This window comes from Proteiniphilum sp. LBM24028 (assembly GCF_056629195.1).
The window spans coordinates 2789292-2812665 of record NZ_CM152817.1; the positions used below are offsets into that span (position 1 = coordinate 2789292).

Sequence of the window (23374 nt, forward strand, 5' to 3'; positions counted from 1 at the left end):
GATCTTCAGCTATGATCCGGTTTTTAAGCGCATGTGTCCGAACCGTAATTTCAATACAAGCCTTCTCAACCAGACCACCATCCAGGCAATTGCAAACCTCACCCCCAATATCCACCAGATGGAGACGCCCAGGGCGGCAAACAATATATTGTCTTCCAGCACAGAGTGAGACACAGCAAGATGGTAATTCAACAGGCTGGCTTCAGTTTTGGTAACTTTCCCCTCTTTCATCTGATCTATCATCAGTGCGCCACCATAAGCCAGGCCTACAATATAACCGATCAGCCACAGAAAGGCAGTGCTCGTTGGCAAGCCAAAAAAACGGAGAAGCGGCCCGATTGCCCTGCTCAGCTTCGGAATCAGCCGATAGGCCTCAAGCATATTGTATAACAAATTTAAGGTGAAAACGATCACAACAATCAACAAGGCGATATGTAGCGAGCTCTTCAGCCAGAGCAATATCACATCTGCTACTGATGTCATGACAACTATCTCTGTCTGCATAAAGATGGGCATCCCCATTTCCTTTGGCAGAATCAGGTTTAATACAATGCCCGTTAGTATACTTGTTACAATACGCAGAACAGACATTGCACGGAATGAAGTTCCCGTCTTGGCTTGTATGGCACTCTCCACGGGCAGATTATGCGATATCTGACACATCAGCGCAAGGATGGTCAGCTCACGCAGGGTGATGGTCATGGAAGTGATGATGGCCAGCGGGGCATAAAGCGGCAGAAAGATACTGGTAATAAATATGATGGCCGTACTTCCCGGTAATCCCATATATACAAAGACAGGATCCAGAAAATCGGCCATATAAGCCAATCCTCCGTAATAATCCAGAAAGCGCACCAGTAACGATATGGGCAAAATGATTTTCAATAACCAGAGCGTGGTGCGGGCTGATTTTTTTAATGCACGAAAGATAAGGTGGTGCAAAAACTGCATATTGCAACGTTTTGTAATAACGTAAACCTAAAACAATAATTTAAAACTACTTCTTAAACATGCGATCCATATCACGTTTGTCTTCTTTTTCTTTCAACGACTGACGTTTGTCATACTCTTTTTTCCCTTTTGCCACGGCAATCACCAGCTTGGCCAGTCCCCTTTCGTTGATAAACAACCGGACCGGGATGATGGTGAAGCCGGTCTCGCGGGTCAGCCGCAAAAGCTTATGCAGTTCCTTTTTGTTGAGCAGCAATTTTCGGTCGCGGCGTGCATTGTGGTTATTATAGGTACCGTAGAAGTATTCGGCAATATGCATGTTACGGACCCACAATTCACCCTTTTCAAAAAAACAGTAGGTATCTACCAGGCTTGCCTTGCCCTGCCGGAGCGATTTGATTTCTGTACCGGTAAGTACAATACCTGCCGTGTAGATATCCAGGAGTTCGTAGTCGAACGTGGCGCGCTTATTTTTTATGTTGACTGCCGTTTGCTGCATTATTTAATCATAAATGTAAATAGCCCTCTTATCAGTGAAGGTGTCAGAATAATAAGTGCTGAGGCAAAGATAGTGAAATTCAGCCGCTTTCCGGCCGGCACTTTCAGGTAATACATCGCACCTGTCTGCACAATATAAAAAGTGTAAAGGGCAAGCAACCAGAGTATAAAAAAATCGGAGAGAAAAGGGATTATAATGTATAACAAGTAAATCACTACTGAAGCATATCCCGTAAAAAGCTGATAAATAATCGGATTTTTAACGAGGCCAAAACGGGGCGCCATCTCATTCAAAGTATAGGAGACGATATAAAATCCACCATACACAGCCACAATGCTGACAATGGTATTCTTTAGTGCACCGGGCAGTCCGCCTTCACGGGCAAACCACAAGCCGCCCACGAAAGCCGCCAGGGCTATTATTCCGATTAAAGGATGAAAAAAGCGGCCGGTAAAACTGTTCAGACTTCTCTCCTCCTTTGTTATTTCTTTCCATGCAATTGGGGAAGCGACTATTAATTGTATTATTGTAACAAAAATATCTCTCCACATTATCTTTTTATTTTGGATTGCAAAGGTAACGAATTCCTCTTAATTAAGGGAATAAGAGAGAAATAAAAAAAGCAGCTCCAAATAAGGGCTGCTCTTCGATTGATGAAACGGGTAAAAATCAATCACCCTTTACTGTCATCCGGTAGATTTGTGAATCCACGATCTGGCTACTTCCTTTCATATAGTATTTAAACTTGATTTTCAACTCCTTGGTACTTGTCGTACTTGTTCCTTCGTACATTGCTCGCAAATCGGACATGTCCAGCGCGATCAGATCGGATTTCGTACTCACGGTGGTACCCTCAGGAGTTCCCTCTATGTTTATATCTATCACAATGGAGATCTCGTTGTTAGTGGCGTCGGAATTTTCCACATGATAGAAATCCACTACGGCCGATTCTCCTTTTTTGGCTTCGTAGGCGTATTGAAAAATCCAATGATCTCCTAAATAGATGTTGTCACCTGCATAAAACGGTGGATCAATTGCCACAAATTTTGTCGGGGTCTCCACCACAGGGGGTTGTTGACCCATCCGCAGGGAGACACTGTTTATTTCTACCGGCTCGCCGGAAATTACTACATTATCGGCATAAATCACATCGGTTGAAGATGCACCGGTACGAACAGGCGTGCTTCCTCGTTCTTCAGTCCAGCTATAACGGAAGAATTGTAATGTTCCCGGACTCATCAGTTGCATTTGCGACGAAGTTATAAAGCGTCCGGAAAGTGTTCTGCCGTAAATATTTCCCGTTGCGTTATCTTCAGCTATGTAAGCTACGGAAGTTTCTTCGTAATTCCGGCTTCCTTCTTCAAGACAGGATGACAATAAAAGTGTCATGCCGATCATACCAAACAATAAAATTGTTTTCTTCATTTTGATTTTATTTTATGATTATTTAAATTCATATCTCAAACCCACATTCAGATCCATCACGATCTTACTGTCGGAATAGATGGTTTTATATTGGTTGTTTGCATCGAAGTAATAGGCTCCTCCAATCTTACCGTATAATTTAAAATTTTGCCAGACAGGATAAGAAATACCCACGCCCGCATTGACGGAGATTTGCGGATTATGTTGTGAGATTTTTGTTATCTCCTCTTCAGAGGAAATATTCAATTCAGTAGATTTCCCTTCTCCTTTTCTCCGGTATTCACCATACACATCTTTTTCAAGCATCCCCCCCACAGAAGCATACACATCCAGTTTTTTCAGAGAGAAAAGATTATAATTCACATTCAGGGGAATGCCTATATAATGTAAATGCTGGGTCTCCTGTACCTGAAAATTGGTACCGGAATTTCTTACTTTTGATGAGAGATAGGTATACAGGAGTCCGGTTTCCAGAGAGAGATCATCGAAGAGCGACTTCGACACTGTTATACCGAAAGAAATAGGCTGATCATGTTCCATTTCAGAAACATTCCCGGCTGTATTATTTGCTGTAAACATCCTGGAATCGTTCATCGGAGGGATGTTGTCTGCCATCTGGGCAGTTCTTAATGTCATGGGTGAGTTTACCGTTTGTTGAAAAGGAGCAAGGCCGCCACGACCATTCATCGCCAGAATTATCCCTCCCGTGCCTGTTTGTTCCGGTTCTTCTCCGTTGATCAGTCCGGTCTGTTCTTCGCCTACCGTGATAAACTCATCATCGCCCCTGTTCCTTGTCAGAGGCTCCCCAAGTTGCAGTTTGGACTGTTTAATGACAGAGCGGATATCATTTTCGCTGATGTTTCTCTCCGCCTTAACCAGCAGGGTTCGTTCACGATGTAACATCTCTTGTTTTTTTTCAGACACTGCATATTCGCCAATACCGGATTTTCTCTGTTTCTCCTGACCTGCATGTGATTGTAGGGAGCCCGAAGGAGTGGTGGTAACAACTGTACCGGTATGCGTTTGCACTTCACCCTTAGCTGTTCCGTCATACTGAGATTCCCTGCCGGAGACCGATGGTTTCGATTCCGAAACAAGCGGAGTGGATATATCGGCCGCGGGCCTGTTATAAAGCAACCCTCCCACGAGCAGGATTACCGCGGCGACAGCCGAAGCAGCATACCACCGGCGACGAACTATCCGGCGTGCTGCCATGGCAGCATTCAGCGATTGCTCTAACCGATCCCATCCGTCGGGCGGTACCGGAACTCTGTAATCGTTGAATTTTGATTGTATTTCTCTTCTTATCTCATTATCTCTGTTCATTGTACTTGCTTGTGGTGTTGAAGAATAGTGCTGATTTTGTTCTTTAACATTTTCTTTGCCCTGAAAAACTGGGAACGCGAAGCAGCTTCTTTGATACCCAGCATTTGCGCAATCTCCCTGTGTGACAATTCCTCAAAAATAAACAAATTGAAAACCATTCTGTATCCGGGCGGGAGGTCTCTGATCATTTCCATGACTTCATCGCGTGGAATATTTTCTATGTCGAGCATATCATCGTTATCACCGCTATTTTCTGTTTCAGTAGCCAGAAGGTAACTATATTCTTCCAGAAACCGGTTCTTTTGCTTCTCTTTCCGGAAACTTTCCAGCGCCAGATTTACAAAAATTCGTCTCAGCCAACCTTCAAAAGAACCCTTGCCCGAATATGAGCCAATTTGCGTAAAAACACGGATAAATCCGTCATGCAACAGATCGAGAGCCGCTTCTTCCTCTTTACAATAGCGCATGCACACGGCCGTCATTATAGGTGCGTACCGTTCATATAATGCCTTCTGAGCACTACGGTCCTGTTTCTTACACGCTATTATTAGTTGCGAATCGTCCATTCTTATCGCAGTTCAAATGATAGATGGTTAAATCGTAAAAACGTTGCACCCGGTCAACAGTTTTTATCCAAATTTATATTTTTTTAAACAAAAAGCAAAATGCAATTCCATTGTCAATATATTTCATTAATCAAATATACTATCAGCCTTAAAATAAACCAAGTGAAATTAATTAAGAATGTGTAATTTTGTATTGTAGCATAACTGTTTTTTACTTATTTTTGTCCAACCAATACACTAAAAGTCCTCTTTATGAAAGATTTTATAAAAATCATGTTCGCCTCAGCCGTAGGATTTCTTATTGCACAGGTGATTCTTTCACTCATCGCAATGCTGCTGTTTTTCGGGATGATAGGATCTGCTCTCAGTTCTGTGACGTCTACCAAATTTACACTTCAAGAAAATTCAGTATTGAATCTGCGTTTGGAAGGCTCCATCGCGGAACGAACACCGGAAGAAGATCCCTTCACTTCGATAATTGGCAGCGACTATTCTTCCGTGACAGGACTAAACGATATTGTAGGTGCTATCCGTAAAGCGAAAAATAACGACAAAATAAAAGGAATATACCTGGATTCACGCATGCTTTCGGCCTCGATGGCCACCCTGGCAGAGATCCGTCAGGAACTGGCCGGGTTCAAGGAGAGTGGTAAATTTATCGTATCTTATGCCGACACCTATACACAGGGTGGTTATTACCTCGCTTCAGTGGCCGACAAGATAGCCATAAACCCGCAGGGAATGCTCGACCTGCACGGTCTGGCCTCCACACCTCTCTTTTTCAAGGATGCCCTCGACAAACTGGGAATTGAAATGCAGGTTTTCAAGGTAGGGACCTATAAATCGGCCGTAGAACCGTTCACTCAAAATGAGATGAGCGAGGCCAACAGAGCACAGGTAGCTTCCTATCTGAACGATGCCTGGAGTTTTCTGCGGCAGGATATAGCGGCATCGCGTTTCCTCGACAATGCGACTGTTGATTCGTTGGCCAACACGATGCCTGTGCTACAGTCTACTGAATACTTGCTTTCTGCAAATCTCGTAGATACGCTGTTATACGAAACCGAGATGAAGGATTATCTGCGAACTCTGCTGGATATCGAACAAGAAAATAAAATTCCCTCTGTCACGGTTGCAGAAATGAAGTCAGTAAATACAAGGCCTGTAAAGAAAACCGACAACACGGTCGCCATCCTCTATGCCAGTGGCAACATCGTTTCGGGCAACGGCTCTCTGGAAATACAGGACAAGTATATGGTGGATCAGATCGAAAAGCTGAGAAAGGACAAAGAAGTAAAAGCCGTGGTTTTTCGTATCAACTCCGGCGGAGGCAGTGCGTATGCTTCGGAACAAATCTGGAAAGCAATAAGCTCGCTGAAGGAGGAGAAGCCGGTGGTTGTTTCCATGGGAGATATGGCCGCCTCGGGAGGTTATTACATTGCCTGCAACGCCGACAGAATTGTGGCGCAACCCACCACGCTCACAGGCTCCATTGGAATATTCGGCATCTTCCCTAATATGGAAGGTACTTCCAAGAAAATAGGAGTCTATACCGATGAGGTGAAAACCCATGAGTTTGCCGATTTCGGAAACATCACCCGCCCCGTGAGTGCAAGGGAAAGAGAGATGCTTCAGGCCTATATTGAAAAAGGATATGACCTTTTTCTCACACGTTGTGCCGAGGGACGTAATATGCCGAAAGACTCCATGGCACTTTATGCCGAAGGACGTGTATGGACGGGGAATCAGGCAAAAGAGATCGGCCTTGTCGATGAGCTTGGCGGCGTTGAAAAAGCCATAGAAATAGCTGCTGAGCTGGCTAATCTTGGTAAGAGTTATGTCATTTTCGAATATCCCAAGATGCGGTCCCGCATCGACGAACTATTGAAACCAGCCAAGGAGGAGCTGGCAGCACGTACATTGAAGGAGTATCTGGGCGATAGCTATGAGTTATTCACGATTTTGAAAGATTTGAAAGACCAGGATTATGTTCAGGCGAGAATTCCTTTCGATCTGAATATCAAATAATAAAATGGACAAACCAGCCGTTGAAATACATCGTGCAATGCTGCCCCTATCGTGGTTGTACGGGATTGGTGTGGATTTACGAAACTGGCTTTTCAACAGGAAAATACTCAAACAGCATACTTTTGACATCCCGGTCATCTGCGTGGGTAACCTTACTGTAGGTGGTACCGGTAAGACTCCACACATAGAATATCTGATCAGGCTCCTGACACCAAGATACAAGGTGGCAGTATTAAGCAGAGGGTATAAACGGAAAAGCAAAGGTTTTCTTATCGTGGATACCGACTCGAAAGTGCAAGATGTAGGAGATGAGCCGCTGCAGATTAAACAGAAGTTTCCGAATACATTGGTGGTGGTGGACAAAAACCGGGTATCGGCCATTCAAAAAATTCTTTCCATCGAAAAATCGGAACGACCCGACGTGATTTTACTCGACGACGGTTTTCAGCACCGCCATGTATTGCCATCACTCTCTATTTTGCTGGTGGACAGCAACAGACCCGTATTCGAAGATAAATTACTGCCTGCAGGCCTGCTGCGCGAGCCGCTCAAAGGAAAAGACCGGGCCTCTATTGTGATGGTCACCAAATGCGACCCCGACATGCAACCCATCGATTTCAGGATCTACACAAACGGGCTGGACCTTTTTCGCTACCAGAAACTCTTTTTCACCACACTCGACTATGACTCAGTGAAACCGGTATTTCCCGACATACAATCTGAATCGATCATGCTGAATGAGTTACGCAAGAAACATCTTTTTCTGGTTACCGGCATCGCTTCACCCGCTCCATTGGTGGACAAGCTGGAGCACAAGACGTACAACCTCTATACAAAGTTCTTTCCCGATCATCATATGTTCACGAAAGAAGATGTACAGGCTGTCCGTCAAATGGTAGAATCTGTAGACGATGACAATAAGATGATCATCACCACCGAAAAGGATGCCACGCGATTCCGCGCATTACCCTTTCTGGATGATGAGTTAAAAAAAATACTTTATTATATTCCGGTGCGTGTTACCTTTGTGGATGACACCGAGAGGAACTCTTTCAATCATAAAATACTTGAACATGTTAGAAACCATCAAACAAACGGCTGACTACTTAAAGAACAGGATCGGAGAGATCCCGAATACTGCAATTATCCTGGGCACCGGCCTGGGAGAACTGGCGCATGAGATCGCCGACAAAGAGGAAATACCCTATACCGGGATACCCAATTTCCCTGTTTCCACCGTGGAGGGTCACAGCGGAAAGTTGATTATTGGTACCCTGGGTGGTAAAAAGGTGCTTGCCATGCAGGGACGTTTTCATTACTACGAGGGATATGACATGAAACAGGTTACTTTTCCCGTGCGTGTTTTCCAGGCACTGGGCATTGAATATCTGTTTGTGTCGAACGCGGCCGGAGGGATGAATCCCAGCTTCGATATCGGCGACATCATGTTGATTGAGGATCATATTAACATGTTTCCCGAACATCCGCTTCACGGAAAAAACTTCAACGAGTTGGGAACCCGTTTCCCCGATATGAGTGAGGCCTACAACAAAAGTCTGCGCCTGATGGCCATGGAGATCGCCAAAGAAAAAAATATCAAACTACAGCATGGAGTATATGTTGGAGTGCAGGGTCCCACGTTTGAAACACCTGCCGAATATAATTTCTTTCGTGTAATCGGGGGAGATGCCGTGGGGATGTCTACCGTGCCCGAAGTAATCGTAGCCAACCATGCCGGCATGAAAGTACTCGCCTTCTCCATTATAACCGATCTGGGTGTAATCGGAAAAATTGTGGAAGTATCGCACGAAGATGTACAGGAGGCTGCAAAAATTGCACAGCCTAAGATGGCGGAGATCATGCGCACCATCATCGGGAGGATTGAATGAAGAGAACGGAAATAGCGACATTGGGAGAGTTTGGGCTGATTGATTATTTGACCGGTGATGTTCAGCTCACACAGCCCACATCCATTAAAGGAGTAGGCGACGATGCAGCCGTTCTGGATTACACTGGAAAGAAAATCCTGGTGACTACCGACATGCTGCTGGAAGGAATCCATTTCGATCTTGTGTATACTCCGTTGAAACATCTGGGATATAAGGCTGCTGTTGTCAACTTCTCCGATATTTACGCAATGAACGGTACACCGCAACAAATTACTGTCTCTCTGGGCATATCGAAACGGTTTTCGGTGGAAGACCTCGAGGAATTTTATAAGGGACTGAAACAGGCCTGCGATATTTACGGGGTAGATATTGTAGGCGGAGATACCACCTCATCGCTCACCGGCTTCACTATCAGCATCACCTGTATTGGTTCAGTCGACGCAGATAAGATCGTTTACAGGAACGGGGCAAAGGACACTGATCTTCTTTATGTTTCTGGCGACCTGGGAGCCTCGTATATGGGCTTGCAGTTACTGGAAAGGGAAAAAAGTGTGTTCAACGGCAGTAGTGACGTGCAACCCGATTTCTCCGGAAAGGAATATCTGCTGGAGCGGCAGCTTAAACCGGAAGCGAGGAGAGATATCGTGGTCCTGCTGGCTGAAAACGGTATCATTCCCACAGCAATGATCGATATTTCGGATGGGCTGTCATCAGACCTGCTTCATATCTGCAAACAAAGTAATACGGGTTGCCAGCTTTTTGAGGAAAGACTTCCCATCGACTACCAAACGGCCATGATGGCGGAGACATTTAACATGAACGTAACTACAGTGGCGTTGAACGGCGGTGAGGACTATGAGCTTCTTTTCACTGTTCCGCTTACACTTCATGAGAATATGAAATCGGTGCCGGGGGTGCATCTGATCGGACATATATCCAAACCCGAACAGGGCTGTTTCCTGGTTACCCGCGACGGTCAGGAGATGCAGCTCCGTGCGCAGGGGTGGAATCATCTGGACGAAAGATAGGCGTCCACATTAGATGTTGTAATATCCGTTTCGTTATAGAGGAACCGCAGAACAATTATTTTTCGACATTTTCTCAGGCAAATTTTGCATTTCACGAAAATGCGCTTATCTTTGCACTCGCAATTTAAGCAATGTTGGTGCCATAGCTCAGTCGGTAGAGCAACGGACTGAAAATCCGTGTGTCCCCGGTTCGATTCCTGGTGGCACCACCCAAAAAACACTTGAATATCTGATTTCAAGTGTTTTTCTTTTTTATCCACCCATCAATTCAGCAGATAATGGAGGATCCGGGATCAACGGAGCACATTTTCCGGCACTGCACTACACTTTCTCCTTTACTCGCTCGTATAATACTCCAAATATTCAAGACGTAGCATCGACTCAGATTAAAAGGAAATACGGGTTAAAAAAGGAAACATCAGAGTTGTGGTAGCACGGCAAACTGCCGTTTGTTATATCAACGACCGTGAAATGACTGCAGATACTTATCGATATAGAGCTGCCTGTCTTTCGATTTGTATTGCTGTATAAAGCGGGGATGTTCCAGGGGAATCATTTTGCCGAACAATTTCTCTCCTGCATTTAGTTTCATGATAAAATCCGCGTTCTTTTTCCCGAGAACGAACACCTCAGCAGTGTCAAGCCCCAAATCAATGTGTTTCTTAAGTGATTCTATCATAAACCCTTTTATCATTTTAAAGAGCTGCGGGTCATCATAATAGTTTGCATTCAGCCAGGCTCCTCCTGCCGTTTGCCGGATAATTGCCAGTGGAAAAGGAGAGTTGATATAAAATTCATGATAGAAATGCTCCACGCCTCCATAAGCTGCAATCATATCATACAAAAATACGGAGGATACCTCGTGGGTACGTGCCGATTTCATTGAAATTCCACAGGCACTCTCCAGTCGTTTCGTGTCGGTAAAGGGCACGCCGGTCACCCCGGCCCCGTTACGGCTTGGGTTTATCCCGATAATAAACCTGCGTTGCCGGGTATCGTGATAGTACTTGTGATAAAACGCTTCCATCACTTTCATTGTTTCCGGATTACCCAGAAAGGGGTTCATCACCTGAAAACCTTCAGGCAATTCACCCGAGTACACCAAATGACGATTAAACTCGATCACTTTATCTGCGAATGTTTGCATAATTCAAAGATAACATACAGAAATTGATTTCGGGACAATGCATTTAAAGCATTTTTTTCAGCGCTGCCCTGTCGTTGATTTGAATATCACGCCGGTCCACATTAATCAGCCCCTCCTCTGCCATCTCCATCATCACTTTTACCAGCGCAGGCCGCGAAACGCCAAATAGACGTGACATGTTTTCCTTGGATGTCTTCAACCGAAATGATTTTTCACCTTCCGACTCTTTCAGCAGGTAGTATGCAAGCTTCGCACGGATGGTCCGAAAGGAGACAAGTCTCAGTTTTTCCGAAAGAAAAGATACCTTATTAGATATGTAAGCCAGAAAAGCCATCATAAAACCTTCATATTTCCGCATAAGAAAGTAGACATTCTCCCGCGGTATTACCACGACGGTACATACTGTATGACAAATCGCGGAAACAGGGGAACGATTATCCGAAGAAAACAGAAAACCTGTCGCCATCGGATTGGGAGCCTTGAGCTGTTCCACCTTCATAAAATCACCCTTCTCATCGGCCATCTCTGTTACAACTTCTCCATTGATAAGGATATAGAGCGAATCATAATGCGTTCCCTGTGTCACAATGATTTCTCCCTTCTGGTAACTCCTGACTGAAAACCGCACATCCTGCAAAAAGGAATCCTTTTGTTCTTCAGGTATCAAACTGCACAATGGGCATTGAAAGATCATACGGCGATAATCAGGTTCAGGTTGCTGCTGTTTCATTCTTTCGTTCCCGTTTTTTATTATTATTTGATAACAATCAGAGTCAGACAAAATTATCTGCTTACTCCCCTTCGATTTTTCAATTGTATATTTCTCTTCCTCATTTTTTACAAATGTCATAATTATTACAGTTTTTTGCAAATATTATTCCTTTCTTTGTTATTGACAGATATATTTAAAGCGTTTAACCATGAGCAAGCTGCGGTTCTTTTGGAATGAAGTCAGGCCCCGCGGGGGATGGAAATACCCTGCCATCATTATCTGTGGCGCTTTCGTGGGGCTCTTCGTGTATACTTTTTTTGCTTCCCGTGCTTACAGCTATCTGTCAAACGACCCGGCCACATGCGTAAACTGCCACATCATGGGGCCCTACTACGCCACCTGGATGCACAGCTCACACGGCAGAAATACCACCTGCAACGACTGTCACGTACCCCAGGACAATAAAATCAAAGGGTATTACTTTAAAGCGACAGACGGATTACGCCATTCCGCCATTTTCACTGTACGCGGCGAAAGCCAGGCCATCCAGGCCATTGAAGCCAGTTCTCAGGTAATCATGGACAACTGCATTCGCTGTCACACCCAGCTCAATACCGAGTTTGTGAATACAGGGCGCATGGGTTACAGAGAGATGAAGGATACCGGCGGAAAAGCCTGTTGGGACTGCCACAGAGATGTGCCTCACACACGGAGCAGATCGCTCTCCTCCACTCCGAATGCACGTGTACCGATGCCGGCAAGCAATGTGCCGGACTGGTTGCTGGATATGGTAAAGAATGCCGAAATGAAAAAATAAGGGCCAAGAGCCAAAGTGCAAGAACCAGGATATAACGAACAAGAACGAAAAGCCGGACACTGAATTCAATATATACAATAATAACACTATGAACAGGAAGAGGAATAACAACAGGATGAAGCCATGGGTAGGCTGGCTCCTGTTTTTCGTGACAATGGGTGTGGTTTTCCTCCTTGGAATGCTGGCAGCATCCGTGACGCAACGCCGGGCAGAAATTGCGAGCGTGATGAACAACAAAAAGGTGGAAATCACCGGAATCGAATCGCGCAATGAACTGTTCGCCGTAAATTATCCCCGCGAATACGAGACCTGGGCAAAAACAGCCGACACCACTTTTCAAAGTGAGTTCAACGGAAGCAGCGTGAGAGACGTCCTCGAACAGCGCCCGGAAATGGTTATCCTTTGGGCCGGATATGCCTTCTCGAAAGATTACGGTACCCCAAGAGGACATATGCATGCCGTGGAAGATGTGCGCCATACCCTGCGGACCGGCGCTCCCATGACGCCGGAAGAAGGGCCGCAGCCTGCCACCTGCTGGACCTGCAAAAGCCCCGACGTACCCCGCTTGATGGACTCTGTGGGAATTGCCGAATTTTACAAAAAAACCTGGGCACACTGGGGACAGGAAATAGTGAATCCCATTGGATGCGCCGACTGTCACGATGCCGCCACAATGGATCTGAAAGTAAGCCGACCCGGATTGATTGAGGGATATGAGGCCATGGGTCTGAATATCCGGGAAGCAACCCATCAGGAGATGCGTTCGCTGGCCTGTGCACAATGTCATGTGGAATATTACTTCACTCCCGAAGGGAAATACCTGATCTTCCCCTGGCACAACGGCATCACCATGGAGGGAGCGGAACAATATTACGACAGCATCCGGTTTACCGACTATACACACGCGTTAAGCAAGGCACCCATCATCAAAGCACAACACCCCGATTACGAAATATTCAAAACAGGGATCCATGCACAGCGGGGTGTTTCGTGTGCCGACTGTCACATGCCATATATTTCCGAAGGAGGAATCAAATACAGCAGTCACCACGTGAGAAGTCCGCTGGCAAGCATGAACAACACCTGCCAGGTATGCCACCGGGAAACAGAGGAAGATCTCCGCAACTCGGTTTACGAACGGCAACGCAGTGCCAATCAGATTCGCAACCTGGCAGAGCAGGAGCTTGCCACCGCCCATCTGGAAGCACAGTTCGCATGGGAAAGAGGAGCCACAGAGACACAGATGAAAGAGGCGCTGCAATTGATTCGTCAGTCGCAATGGCGCTGGGATTATGCCGTGGCATCGCACGGAGGAGCGTTCCACTCGCCGGTAGAATATCAACGTATTCTTTCCCTGAGCCTCGACAGGGCCCACAAAGCCCGTTTTGAGATATCCAAGGTGCTGGCGGCACTCGGCTTCACCGGCGACGTTCCGCTGCCCGACATCTCCACGAAAGAGAAGGCACAGGCATACATCGGGTTGGATATGCAAAAAGAAAGAGCCGACAAGCAAAACTTCCTGCAAACGGTCGTTCCCCGTTGGCTCGAAACAGCCAAAGCCAACAAACGGCTGGCAAGTCTGAACTAACATAATGAGAAACAGATTCGAGTCCGGATTTTGGAGGACACAAAAACATTTTATATTGATTAGGCTGAGCGCATGAAGAGTAGATCCCGCAAAATATGGGAGCAGCCATGGGGGTATGCAGAAGGTTTCATCGTGGCAACTGGCATCCTTTTAACGGGCTTGATGCTACAGTTGACCGTCGGGAACATCGAGCCTGCTCTCTTTGCATCGCCGGTCAACGTGATCATGGGAGCCTCTTTGACGGCAGGGCTGATTGCTGTCTACTTTCTTCTCCCGCAAAACAAGGCAACAAAGTGGCTATCCGGCGTTTATGCTGCCGTGCCGGCCATCGTTCTCCTGCTTCTTCTCTGCATGATACTGGGACTCACTCCGCAGCTTCCACTCAGCACAGGTCGCATGCAGGCAAGCGACAATCTGTTCTCCCGGCTCGGATGGGTTCAGATGACCACCTCCTGGTCATTTATATTGCTCTGCTTTTACATTCTGATAATTCTGGAACTCACTTTGCTCAGAAGGACCCGCAAGAAACAATCGTGGCGCGATATCGGCTTTTACCTGAACCACCTGGGATTGTTTGTTGCTCTTCTGGCTGGCTTATCGGGCAGTGCCGATCTGAAGCGGTTCACAATGAGTGTGCAGAAGGGGCAGGTAGAATGGCGCGGTACCGGACAGTCCGGAGAAACCATAGAATTACCGGTAGCCATCCAGCTGGACACGTTCCGGATAGAAGAATACCCTCCCAGGCTGGTCGTCGTTGAAAACATGACAGGGAAAATACTACCCGCAGCACATCCCGAAAGCTATCATTTTGTGGAAATTGGCAAAACAGCCCGTCTGGCAGGCGTATCGCTGGAAATTATGGATTACCTGCCTCATGCTGCCATATTGCGGGACTCCACCTTTGTCAATGTAGTACCCATGATGATGGAGGGCGCCGGCACCGCCATCAAGGTGAAAGTAGCCAAGCCAGGGATGGAGCAGCCAGTGGAGGGTTGGGTCAGCAGTGGCAGCTACCTCTTTCCCCATAGCACATTGCCGGTTGATGAATTCACAAGCATTGTGATGCCACCGCAGGAGGTAAAAAAATACAAATCGTTTGTAACCCTGTATTCTGAAAAGGGAACCAACCTTCAAGCCGTGATTGAGGTAAACAAACCTCTCTCTGTGGAAGAATGGATGATTTACCAGTATAGCTACGACAATTCGAAAGGGAAATATTCAGATGTCTCTATCTTTGAACTGGTACGGGATCCCTGGTTAAAGGTGGTTTACACCGGTATCTTCATGCTGCTCGCCGGGGCGCTGTTCCTGTTTATTGCGGGACCTAAAAAGAGGACGGTATGAGTTGGGAACTATTTATATATTTTGCTGCAGGGGCACTGTTATTCTGGATTATGGGCGCCATCGCGGCACTTGGAAACAGACACAGGGCGCTGTCCATATTATGTACGACTGCCGGACTGCTGGTCTTCGCGTTTTTTATTGCCGCACTCTGGCACTCATTGGAAAGGCCACCACTGCGCACCATGGGAGAAACAAGACTCTGGTATTCTTTCTTCCTTCCCATAGCGGGACTACTCACCTATCTGCGCTGGAACTACAAATGGATACTATCCTTCACCACGCTGCTCTCCGCCGTCTTTATCATGGTGAATATCAAGAACCCGGACATTCACAACAAGGTACTGATGCCGGCACTGCAAAGTCCCTGGTTTGCCCCGCACGTCATTATTTATATGTTTTCCTATGCCATACTGGGCGCAGCTACACTGGGCGCCCTCTACTATCTTGTCAAAGAGAAAAAAGTCAGCAACCCCGAACGACTCATGCAGATGACCGATGAGCTGGTATATGCCGGAACGGCCTGCATTACGCTTGGCATGCTGATGGGAGCCATCTGGGCCAAGGAAGCATGGGGTCACTACTGGAGCTGGGATCCGAAAGAGACATGGGCTGCTGCCACCTGGCTGGGATATCTGCTTTACATCCATTACCGGCTGAAAAAAAATGCATCCCATAAATTATCGATGATCCTCTTACTCGTAGCTTTCATGTTGCTGCAGATATGCTGGTATGGCGTGAATTATCTTCCTTCGGCACAACAAAGTGTGCATGTCTATTCGTAGCTGACAACCCGGTTCGATCGCCAAGCCCCTTCTGTCTCCTGCCCGGAAACCCTACCCTGCTGAGCAGGTATGCCACAAAGCCCGAAGACGGTTGTATTTCCCGGTAAAAATACTTTTGTGATGCAAAATAGGACGATAAAATCAAATTGTTTAATTTTGCAGTGATTTTCAGTGCACCATTGAAGCAACCGCATGTTTGGAATATAAAGCGAGAGCGGAGAAAACAAAGAAAAGAACGGATTACCATCTTTCTGGTTTTTTGACATTATTTTTCCTTAAAAACGATCATAATGTTAAATATTTCACGATAAAGTAACATTTTTCTCTTTTTTGTTTTGTATTTAAAACAATGTGCTTATATTTGTACCGGAGTTTGTTTTGCATATCATCCCAAAGGTTATCAGAAACCTCCACAATAAAAAAACGTGTAATATGTCAACATTACGATTTCAAGCTGTAGTAGAAGCATTAAAGAGAGTTCCCGTAGAGATTCCCGTTCCCGGTCAGTTACCTTCGGAGTATTACGGAAAGTATGTGTTCAACAGGACACAAATGTCGAAGTATCTTTCGAAAGAGACAATGAAAACCGTACTTGAAGCCATCGACCAGGGTACTACGCTTCATCGTGAGATTGCCGATCACGTGGCCGCCGGCATGAAGATGTGGGCCATCGAAATGGGTGCAACACATTACACACACTGGTTTCAACCCCTCACCGAAGGTACTGCGGAAAAACATGACTCCTTCATTGATTACGTAAATGGTCCCGACGGAGGTATCATCGAACGTTTCTCAGGCAAGTTGCTGGCTCAGCAGGAGCCCGATGCTTCAAGCTTTCCCAGCGGAGGCATCCGCAATACTTTTGAAGCAAGAGGGTACACCGCATGGGATCCTTCTTCACCAGCTTTCATTATAGATGACACACTCTGCATTCCCACAGTTTTCATTTCTTATACCGGGGAAGCGCTTGACTATAAGACCCCGCTACTCAAAACGCTGTCGGCTGTGGACAAAGCCTCAGTAGAGGTATGTAAACTGTTGTATCCGGATGTAAAAAAGGTATATTCCTTCCTGGGATGGGAACAGGAATATTTTTTGGTGGATCAGGCACTCTATGCTGCACGGCCCGACCTGAGCCTGACCGACCGCACTTTGATGGGACATGAAAGTGCAAAAAACCAACAGCTCGAAGACCATTATTTCGGTGCTGTTCCCCCACGTGTGGCTGCTTTTATGCGGGAAGTGGAATTTGAAGCCTATAAATACGGCATTCCCCTGAAAACCCGTCACAACGAGGTGGCTCCCAATCAGTTTGAGATTGCGCCAATTTTTGGGGAAACCAATCTGGCGGTCGACCAGAACCTGTTGGTGATGTCGCTGATGCACAAGATAGCCGCCAAACATAATTTCAAATTGCTGTTGCATGAAAAGCCATTTGCCGGAGTGAACGGCTCGGGGAAACACAACAACTGGTCGCTCTGCACCGACACCGGCATCGGGCTGTTTACTCCTGGTAAAACCGCCAACGAAAACCTCCTGTTCGTCACATTCCTGGTGAATACGCTAATGGCTGTTTACAAACACAATGCCCTGCTGAAAGCATCCATCATGTCGGCCAACAACGCACACAGGCTGGGTGCCAATGAAGCGCCCCCTGCTATTATTTCGATTTTCCTCGGAACACAGATATCTGCCGTGCTCGATAAAATTGAGCAAAGTTCGGAAGATGATGATATCACCGTGGATGAATTGAAAAAAATGAAATTAGGCATCTCCCATATTCCGGAAGTACTGATTGACAATACGGACAGAAACCGGACTTCACCGTTCGCATTCACCGGGAACCGCTTCGAGTTTCGGGCGGTGGGTTCATCGGCCAACTGTTCGTCGGCCATGACGGCATTGAATGCCGTGGTTGCCGCGCAGCTAATCGATTTCAAAAAGGAGATCGACGCGAAAATAAAAAAGGGAATGAAAAAGGAGCAGGCTATGTTCGATACCCTTCGCCTCTATATCAAGATGTCGAAGCCGATCCGTTTCGAAGGAAACGGTTACAGCGACGAATGGAAGGAAGAAGCCAGAAAACGGGGACTCGACTGTGAGACAAGCGTTCCGGTCATTTATGATGCATACACATCGGAGCAATCGGTGAAGATGTTTGAGAGTATTGGCGTATTGAACGAGAAGGAGCTTCACGCCCGCAATGAAGTGAAATGGGAAACCTACACCAAGAAAATTCAGATTGAAGCACGCGTATTGGGCGATCTGTGCATGAATCACATCATTCCGGTGGCCACGGAATACCAGTCTATGCTGCTCGACAACCTCTACAAGATGAGAGCCGTCTTCGACAAGGAAAAAGCCGATAAATTATCGAAGGAGGATGCCGCACTGATCGAAGAAATTGCCGATCATATCTCTGCAATAAAAACGAATGTGGATGACATGGTAGATGCCCGCAAGTCGGCCAACAAGCTGGAGGATGCACGTGAGAAGGCCGTGGCCTACCACGACACTGTAGTAGTCTACTTCAACGTAATCCGCTATCATGTAGACAAGCTGGAACTGATAGTGGATAATCAGATGTGGACGCTGCCCAAATATAGGGAGCTGCTGTTCATCAGCTAAAGTGCCATATCATTAAATATCGGACAAACAGCAAAAGAATAGCGGGTAATGATTATCTGCTATTTTTTTGGCTCAAAACGAAAAAAAACAAGACGCTATGAATAAAAATAATATCTTCCGCCATCTCAGGATACAGGAACAAAAAACACTCTATTCTTTTGATAACGAACACGATGCCTGTGGAGTAGGTTTGGCAATCACCCTGAATGGCGAGAAATCACACGATATCGTGGAAAAAGGGCTCTGCGTCCTGGAAAACATGGTACACCGCGGGGCGGAAAGCGCTGACAATATCACCGGTGACGGTGCGGGCATACTGGTACAGATTCCGCATGAGTTCATTCTTTTACAGGGAATCGCGGTTCCCGCGGAGGGGCGATATGGTACCGGACTTGTTTTTCTTCCCCGGGAGAGGGAAGAGAGGGAATTTTGCCTGAATGTGATCCGGAATAAAATAATCGAGGAAAATCTCACCCTCCTCTTTATTCGCGACGTACCCGTACAGAGTGCCTGCCTTGGAAAGATAGCCCGTTCAAATGAGCCCGTCATCAAACAGTTGTTTATTACCGGCACAGGGTCTCCCGACGAGTTGGAGAGGCGGTTTTATATATGGAGAAAGAAGGTTGAAAAGTCTCTTTCCGGAACCAGGATGGCGGAGGAACGCAGCTTTTATATTGTAAGCCTCTCAGCCCGCCAAATGATTTACAAGGGGATGCTGTCATCAATGCAACTGCGTCAGTACTTCCCCGATCTTTCCGATCCCAATTTTACCAGCCGGGTTTCCCTGGTCCATTCCCGGTTCAGCACAAACACATTTCCCACATGGGATCTGGCACAACCTTTCCGTATGCTGGCCCACAACGGGGAAATCAATACCATCCGCGGAAACCGTCAATGGATGCAAAGCCGGGAAAGTGAGTTGGAGTCGGACCTGCTGGGCGACCTGTCACCCCTCTATCCCATTGTACAGCCGCGTATGAGCGACAGCGCCTCGGTGGACAATGTGCTGGAGTTTCTGGTGATGTCTGGCAAGACACTGCCTCATGCCATGGCGATGATGGTTCCCGAGAGTTTCAACGACAAGAATCCTATCTCCGATGGGCTGAAAGCATTTTACGAGTACCACAGCATGCTGATGGAACCATGGGACGGACCAGCGACATTGCTCTTTAGCGACGGGCGCTTTGCGGGAGGCATGCTCGACCGAAACGGGCTTCGTCCCGCACGGTATACGATCACCCACGACAACATCATGATTATTGCCTCCGAAACCGGGACAATTGAACTGGACGCATTTAACATCAAAGCGCGGGGAAGGTTGAAGCCGGGAAAAATGCTCATTGTGGATACCTTCACCGGAAAAATATACTCCGACAATGAACTAAAAGAAGGACTGGCAAATGCTTTTCCGTATCGGGAATGGCTCGCTAAAAACTGCGTGAATCTCGATGACATCTCTTCGGGCAGAAGTGTGAATAACGACATGGCTGATTATGAGACACAGTTGAAAGTATTCGGATACACCACAGAAGACCTGGAAGTACTGATAAAGCCCATGGCAATGGAAGGAAAGGAACCGGTCTCTTCCATGGGAAACGACGTCACTCTGGCAGCTTTGTCCGAAAAACCGCAGCGGTTGTTCAACTATTTCCGGCAACAATTTGCACAAGTGACCAACCCTCCCATTGATCCTATCCGCGAGGAATTGGTGATGTCCCTCACCGGATACCTGGGAGCTATCCATCAAAACCTGCTTAAGGAGATACCCGCGCTCTCGGGCATTGTAAAAATAAAAAGTCCCATCCTGACCAATACCCAGTTCGACATCCTGTCGAACCTGCGTTACAAAGGATTCTCCACCACAGTGATTCCAATGCTCTTCGATCCTGCGAAAGGTGCTGAAGGTTTGAAGGAAGCGGTGGGTAACCTCTGCCGGTCTGTCGAAAAGGCAGTGGATGACGGCAAGAACTATATTATACTCAGCGACAGGGGCGTAAATGACAAAAATGCGCCCATCCCTTCACTACTGGCTACATCAGCCGTACACCTTCATCTGGTGGAGAAAAGAAAAAGAATGCAAATAGACATCGTGGTGGAAAGCGCCGAGCCACGTGAAGTCATGCATTTCGCACTTTTGTTCGGTTTCGGGGCCAATGCAGTCAATCCATATCTTGTCTTTGCCATCCTTTCGCAACAGGTAAAATCAGGTGAGATACAACTCGATTTTGATACTGCAAAGAAAAATTACATCAAGGCGGTGAACAAAGGATTGCTAAAAGTTCTCTCAAAAATGGGCAACTCCACCCTCCGAAGCTATCGCGGTGCACACATCTTCGAAGCCCTTGGCATCTCCTCAGATGTGTTGAACAACTATTTTAAGGGTATCTCCTCCAAGATAGAAGGGATAGACATGGATGATATCGCCCGGGAAGTGTTACAACCATTTAATGAGGCTTTTGAAAAGGAAGACAACGAACCTTTCAGGCTGCGGAACCAGGGATATTATGCCTATCGTATGGAAGGGGAATATCATGCATGGAATCCGGAAAGTATTGCCAGACTACAAATATCCACAAAGACAGGAGATTATCGCTTGTTCAGGGAATACACATCGCTGGTCAATGGGAAGGAAAATCCTGCATTTATCCGGGACTTGCTCGACTACCGCCGTAACCCTGTCGATATTGCAGAAGTAGAGCCGGTAGAACAGATAATGAAACGCTTTTGTACCGGTGCCATGTCCTACGGTTCCATCAGTAAGGAAGCACATGAGGCACTGGCCATCGCCATGAACATCATCGGCGGCCGCAGCAACACGGGCGAGGGTGGAGAAGATTCTCTCCGTTTTAAGCCCGGTGAAGACGGGCTGTCGCGCAGAAGCGCCATCAAACAGGTGGCCTCCGGCCGGTTTGGCGTCACTACAGAATACCTCGTAAACGCCGATGAGCTCCAGATAAAAATTGCCCAGGGAGCAAAACCGGGAGAGGGAGGTCAGCTGCCCGGTCATAAAGTGGATCACATCATTGCAAAAACCAGGCATTCCATTCCGGGAATATCCCTGATCTCCCCCCCTCCGCATCACGACATCTACTCCATTGAAGACCTGGCACAACTTATCTTTGATCTCAAGAATGTAAATCCAAGGGCCGTCATCAGTGTAAAACTTGTATCGGAAAGTGGCGTGGGAACCATTGCTGCAGGTGTGGCCAAGGCAAAGGCCGACCTGATCGTGATCAGCGGTTCGGAAGGAGGTACCGGAGCCAGCCCGGCCAGTTCAATCAAGCATGCCGGCATGCCACTCGAAATAGGGTTGGCGGAAACACAACAAACGTTGGTTTTGAACAATCTGCGGAGTAAGGTGACATTACAAACCGATGGCCAGTTAAAAACGGGTCGCGACATCGTGATCGCTGCCATGCTCGGTGCAGAAGAGTTCGGATTTGCAACCAGCGCCCTCATTGTACTGGGATGTGTAATGATGCGCAAATGCCACCTGAACACTTGTCCTGTAGGAGTAGCTACACAAGATACGGAACTTCGCAAGCGTTTTGTGGGACGTTATGAATATTTGGTGAATTTTTTCCGCTTCCTTGCACAAGATACACGGGAACAACTGGCAGCGATGGGATTCAGGTCACTGGATGAAATTGTAGGGAGAGCCGATTTGCTGGAAAGGAAATACTATCCTGAACTACCAAAGACAGAGAAGATAGACCTCTCAAGGATAACCTCTTATCCCAAAAACCCGTCCGGATTCATATTCCGGAGAAAGAGCGGACAATATCACAGGATAGACGATATATTAGACAGAAGACTAATTTCCGAAGCATTGCCAGCCATCGATTTCCTGCAACCTGTCGGCATTAAATCGAAAATTAAAAATACCGACAGGAGCACGGGAGCAATGCTTTCGGGACAAGTAGCCCTTCGTTATGGACAGGCGGGTCTGCCTGATCATACCATATCGGCCTACTTTGAAGGGTCAGCCGGACAAAGTTTCGGTGCCTTCCTGGTACATGGGATCACTTTTTATCTGCACGGCGACACCAATGATTATCTTGGAAAAGGGTTATCAGGGGGACGGATCATCGTGACGCCGCCAAAGGATAGCACATTCCGCCCCGAAGAAAACATCATCTGCGGCAATACATCGCTCTACGGAGCCACGGCAGGAGAAGTTTACATCAATGGCATTGCCGGTGAGCGGTTTTGTGTGCGTAACTCCGGAGCTACTGCGGTGGTAGAGGGTGCAGGTGACCACTGCTGCGAATATATGACTGGGGGCCGTGTAGTGGTCCTCGGTAGTACCGGACGAAACTTTGCCGCAGGCATGAGTGGCGGTGTGGCTTATGTACTCAATGCTGAAAATGATTTCGACTACTATTGCAACATGGAAATGGTAGAACTGTCGCTGGTGGAAGATCTATCCGACAGCAGGGAGCTGAGAGACCTCATCTTCAAACATCAGCAATACACCAACAGCACACTGGCCAAACAAATCCTTGAGCACTGGGAACACTATGCAGGGATGTTTATCAAGGTGGTGCCCATTGAATACAAGAAAGTATTTCAGGAAAAGAAGATGGATGAACTGAACCGTAAGATAGCCGTAGTGGAAAGAGATTATTAAAATTAAACAACAAA

19 protein-coding genes and 1 tRNA gene are annotated in these 23374 nt (G+C 46.8%); 11 read left to right on the plus strand and 9 right to left on the minus strand.

Features of this window, described 5'->3' with window-relative positions:
- Window positions 1-9: 9 nt before the first annotated feature.
- The 6 genes from AC1HCU_RS11240 to AC1HCU_RS11265 all read right to left on the minus strand — a co-directional run bounded on the left by AC1HCU_RS11240 (window position 10) and on the right by AC1HCU_RS11265 (window position 4767).
- The gene (locus AC1HCU_RS11240) at window positions 10-951 is read right to left on the minus strand and encodes a nucleoside recognition domain-containing protein (protein WP_480366046.1); all 942 of its coding nucleotides are present in this window, start codon (window positions 949-951) and stop codon (window positions 10-12) included.
- 46 nt (window positions 952-997) lie between these two features.
- On the minus strand, window positions 998-1450 hold the full coding sequence (gene smpB, locus AC1HCU_RS11245) for an SsrA-binding protein SmpB (protein WP_480366048.1): 453 nt from the start codon (window positions 1448-1450) through the stop codon (window positions 998-1000).
- Window positions 1450-2001 carry a hypothetical protein gene (locus AC1HCU_RS11250; RefSeq protein WP_321721996.1) on the minus strand — a complete coding sequence of 184 codons (552 nt, stop codon included), beginning with the start codon at window positions 1999-2001 and terminating at the stop codon, window positions 1450-1452. The genes smpB and AC1HCU_RS11250 overlap by 1 nt, the downstream gene beginning before the upstream one ends.
- A 118-nt stretch (window positions 2002-2119) precedes the next feature.
- Entirely contained in the window at window positions 2120-2875 is a 756-nt protein-coding gene (locus AC1HCU_RS11255) for a hypothetical protein (protein WP_480366051.1), read from the minus strand.
- 18 nt (window positions 2876-2893) lie between these two features.
- The gene (locus AC1HCU_RS11260) at window positions 2894-4201 is read right to left on the minus strand and encodes a hypothetical protein (RefSeq protein WP_321721995.1); all 1308 of its coding nucleotides are present in this window, start codon (window positions 4199-4201) and stop codon (window positions 2894-2896) included.
- A complete protein-coding gene (locus AC1HCU_RS11265) occupies window positions 4198-4767 on the minus strand; it encodes an RNA polymerase sigma factor (protein WP_480366053.1) in 570 nt (189 codons plus the stop codon). The genes AC1HCU_RS11260 and AC1HCU_RS11265 overlap by 4 nt, the downstream gene beginning before the upstream one ends.
- Window positions 4768-5019: 252 nt before the next feature.
- On the opposite strand from AC1HCU_RS11265, the gene sppA reads away from it, so the two are divergent.
- From sppA to AC1HCU_RS11290, 5 genes are all read left to right on the plus strand, one after another.
- Complete coding sequence (gene sppA, locus AC1HCU_RS11270) at window positions 5020-6795, plus strand: signal peptide peptidase SppA (protein ID WP_480366055.1); 1776 nt, start codon at window positions 5020-5022, stop codon at window positions 6793-6795.
- A gap of 4 nt (window positions 6796-6799) precedes the next feature.
- Entirely contained in the window at window positions 6800-7897 is a 1098-nt protein-coding gene (lpxK, locus tag AC1HCU_RS11275) for a tetraacyldisaccharide 4'-kinase (RefSeq protein WP_480366057.1), read from the plus strand.
- Window positions 7869-8684: a purine-nucleoside phosphorylase gene (locus tag AC1HCU_RS11280; protein ID WP_480366059.1), complete on the plus strand. Its 816-nt coding sequence runs from the start codon at window positions 7869-7871 to the stop codon at window positions 8682-8684. Before lpxK ends, AC1HCU_RS11280 begins: the two co-directional genes overlap by 29 nt.
- Window positions 8681-9712 carry a thiamine-phosphate kinase gene (gene thiL / locus AC1HCU_RS11285; RefSeq protein WP_480366061.1) on the plus strand — a complete coding sequence of 344 codons (1032 nt, stop codon included), beginning with the start codon at window positions 8681-8683 and terminating at the stop codon, window positions 9710-9712. Before AC1HCU_RS11280 ends, thiL begins: the two co-directional genes overlap by 4 nt.
- A 136-nt stretch (window positions 9713-9848) precedes the next feature.
- Window positions 9849-9921, plus strand: a tRNA-Phe gene (locus AC1HCU_RS11290).
- Window positions 9922-10169: 248 nt separating this feature from the next.
- On the opposite strand, the gene AC1HCU_RS11295 is transcribed toward AC1HCU_RS11290, so the two are convergent.
- Together AC1HCU_RS11295 and AC1HCU_RS11300 are read right to left on the minus strand one after the other, a co-directional pair.
- The gene (locus tag AC1HCU_RS11295; protein WP_480366063.1) at window positions 10170-10859 is read right to left on the minus strand and encodes an SMUG2 DNA glycosylase family protein; all 690 of its coding nucleotides are present in this window, start codon (window positions 10857-10859) and stop codon (window positions 10170-10172) included.
- Window positions 10860-10902: 43 nt separating this feature from the next.
- Window positions 10903-11709, minus strand: coding sequence for a Crp/Fnr family transcriptional regulator (locus AC1HCU_RS11300; protein WP_480366065.1), 807 nt, complete (start codon window positions 11707-11709; stop codon window positions 10903-10905).
- 70 nt (window positions 11710-11779) lie between these two features.
- On the opposite strand from AC1HCU_RS11300, the gene nrfH reads away from it, so the two are divergent.
- The 4 genes from nrfH (at window position 11780) to ccsA (ending at window position 16102) form a co-directional block, all read left to right on the plus strand.
- A complete protein-coding gene (gene nrfH, locus AC1HCU_RS11305) occupies window positions 11780-12388 on the plus strand; it encodes a cytochrome c nitrite reductase small subunit (protein ID WP_480366067.1) in 609 nt (202 codons plus the stop codon).
- An 88-nt stretch (window positions 12389-12476) separates the two neighbouring features.
- Entirely contained in the window at window positions 12477-13976 is a 1500-nt protein-coding gene (gene nrfA / locus AC1HCU_RS11310; RefSeq protein WP_480366069.1) for an ammonia-forming cytochrome c nitrite reductase, read from the plus strand.
- A gap of 72 nt (window positions 13977-14048) precedes the next feature.
- Window positions 14049-15320 carry a cytochrome c biogenesis ResB family protein gene (locus tag AC1HCU_RS11315; RefSeq protein WP_480366071.1) on the plus strand — a complete coding sequence of 424 codons (1272 nt, stop codon included), beginning with the start codon at window positions 14049-14051 and terminating at the stop codon, window positions 15318-15320.
- Window positions 15317-16102: a cytochrome c biogenesis protein CcsA gene (gene ccsA / locus AC1HCU_RS11320; RefSeq protein ID WP_480366073.1), complete on the plus strand. Its 786-nt coding sequence runs from the start codon at window positions 15317-15319 to the stop codon at window positions 16100-16102. Before AC1HCU_RS11315 ends, ccsA begins: the two co-directional genes overlap by 4 nt.
- On the opposite strand, the gene AC1HCU_RS11325 is transcribed toward ccsA, so the two are convergent.
- Window positions 16093-16368 (minus strand): hypothetical protein, encoded by a 276-nt coding sequence (locus tag AC1HCU_RS11325; protein WP_480366075.1) that lies wholly within the window; start codon window positions 16366-16368, stop codon window positions 16093-16095. The two genes, ccsA and AC1HCU_RS11325, sit on opposite strands and share 10 nt — an antisense overlap.
- A 166-nt stretch (window positions 16369-16534) precedes the next feature.
- Here AC1HCU_RS11325 and AC1HCU_RS11330 point away from each other — a divergent pair, with 166 nt between their 5' ends.
- Together AC1HCU_RS11330 and gltB are read left to right on the plus strand one after the other, a co-directional pair.
- Entirely contained in the window at window positions 16535-18730 is a 2196-nt protein-coding gene (locus AC1HCU_RS11330; protein WP_480366077.1) for a glutamine synthetase III family protein, read from the plus strand.
- 97 nt (window positions 18731-18827) lie between these two features.
- Window positions 18828-23360, plus strand: coding sequence for a glutamate synthase large subunit (gene gltB, locus AC1HCU_RS11335; RefSeq protein WP_480366079.1), 4533 nt, complete (start codon window positions 18828-18830; stop codon window positions 23358-23360).
- The last annotated feature ends 14 nt before the right edge of the window (window positions 23361-23374 follow it).

Coding starts and splice junctions, on each gene's coding strand:
- ccsA (WP_480366073.1), top strand. CDS start 15,317: ATGAGTTGGGAACTATTTATATATTTTGCTGCAGGGGCACTGTTATTC.
- thiL (WP_480366061.1), top strand. CDS start 8,681: ATGAAGAGAACGGAAATAGCGACATTGGGAGAGTTTGGGCTGATTGAT.
- AC1HCU_RS11240 (WP_480366046.1), bottom strand. CDS start 951: ATGCAGTTTTTGCACCACCTTATCTTTCGTGCATTAAAAAAATCAGCC.
- nrfA (WP_480366069.1), top strand. CDS start 12,477: ATGAACAGGAAGAGGAATAACAACAGGATGAAGCCATGGGTAGGCTGG.
- AC1HCU_RS11330 (WP_480366077.1), top strand. CDS start 16,535: ATGTCAACATTACGATTTCAAGCTGTAGTAGAAGCATTAAAGAGAGTT.
- AC1HCU_RS11265 (WP_480366053.1), bottom strand. CDS start 4,767: ATGGACGATTCGCAACTAATAATAGCGTGTAAGAAACAGGACCGTAGT.
- lpxK (WP_480366057.1), top strand. CDS start 6,800: ATGGACAAACCAGCCGTTGAAATACATCGTGCAATGCTGCCCCTATCG.
- smpB (WP_480366048.1), bottom strand. CDS start 1,450: ATGCAGCAAACGGCAGTCAACATAAAAAATAAGCGCGCCACGTTCGAC.
- AC1HCU_RS11250 (WP_321721996.1), bottom strand. CDS start 2,001: ATGTGGAGAGATATTTTTGTTACAATAATACAATTAATAGTCGCTTCC.
- AC1HCU_RS11325 (WP_480366075.1), bottom strand. CDS start 16,368: ATGTCAAAAAACCAGAAAGATGGTAATCCGTTCTTTTCTTTGTTTTCT.
- nrfH (WP_480366067.1), top strand. CDS start 11,780: ATGAGCAAGCTGCGGTTCTTTTGGAATGAAGTCAGGCCCCGCGGGGGA.
- AC1HCU_RS11315 (WP_480366071.1), top strand. CDS start 14,049: ATGAAGAGTAGATCCCGCAAAATATGGGAGCAGCCATGGGGGTATGCA.
- AC1HCU_RS11295 (WP_480366063.1), bottom strand. CDS start 10,859: ATGCAAACATTCGCAGATAAAGTGATCGAGTTTAATCGTCATTTGGTG.
- AC1HCU_RS11300 (WP_480366065.1), bottom strand. CDS start 11,709: ATGACATTTGTAAAAAATGAGGAAGAGAAATATACAATTGAAAAATCG.
- AC1HCU_RS11260 (WP_321721995.1), bottom strand. CDS start 4,201: ATGAACAGAGATAATGAGATAAGAAGAGAAATACAATCAAAATTCAAC.
- sppA (WP_480366055.1), top strand. CDS start 5,020: ATGAAAGATTTTATAAAAATCATGTTCGCCTCAGCCGTAGGATTTCTT.
- AC1HCU_RS11280 (WP_480366059.1), top strand. CDS start 7,869: ATGTTAGAAACCATCAAACAAACGGCTGACTACTTAAAGAACAGGATC.
- AC1HCU_RS11255 (WP_480366051.1), bottom strand. CDS start 2,875: ATGAAGAAAACAATTTTATTGTTTGGTATGATCGGCATGACACTTTTA.
- gltB (WP_480366079.1), top strand. CDS start 18,828: ATGAATAAAAATAATATCTTCCGCCATCTCAGGATACAGGAACAAAAA.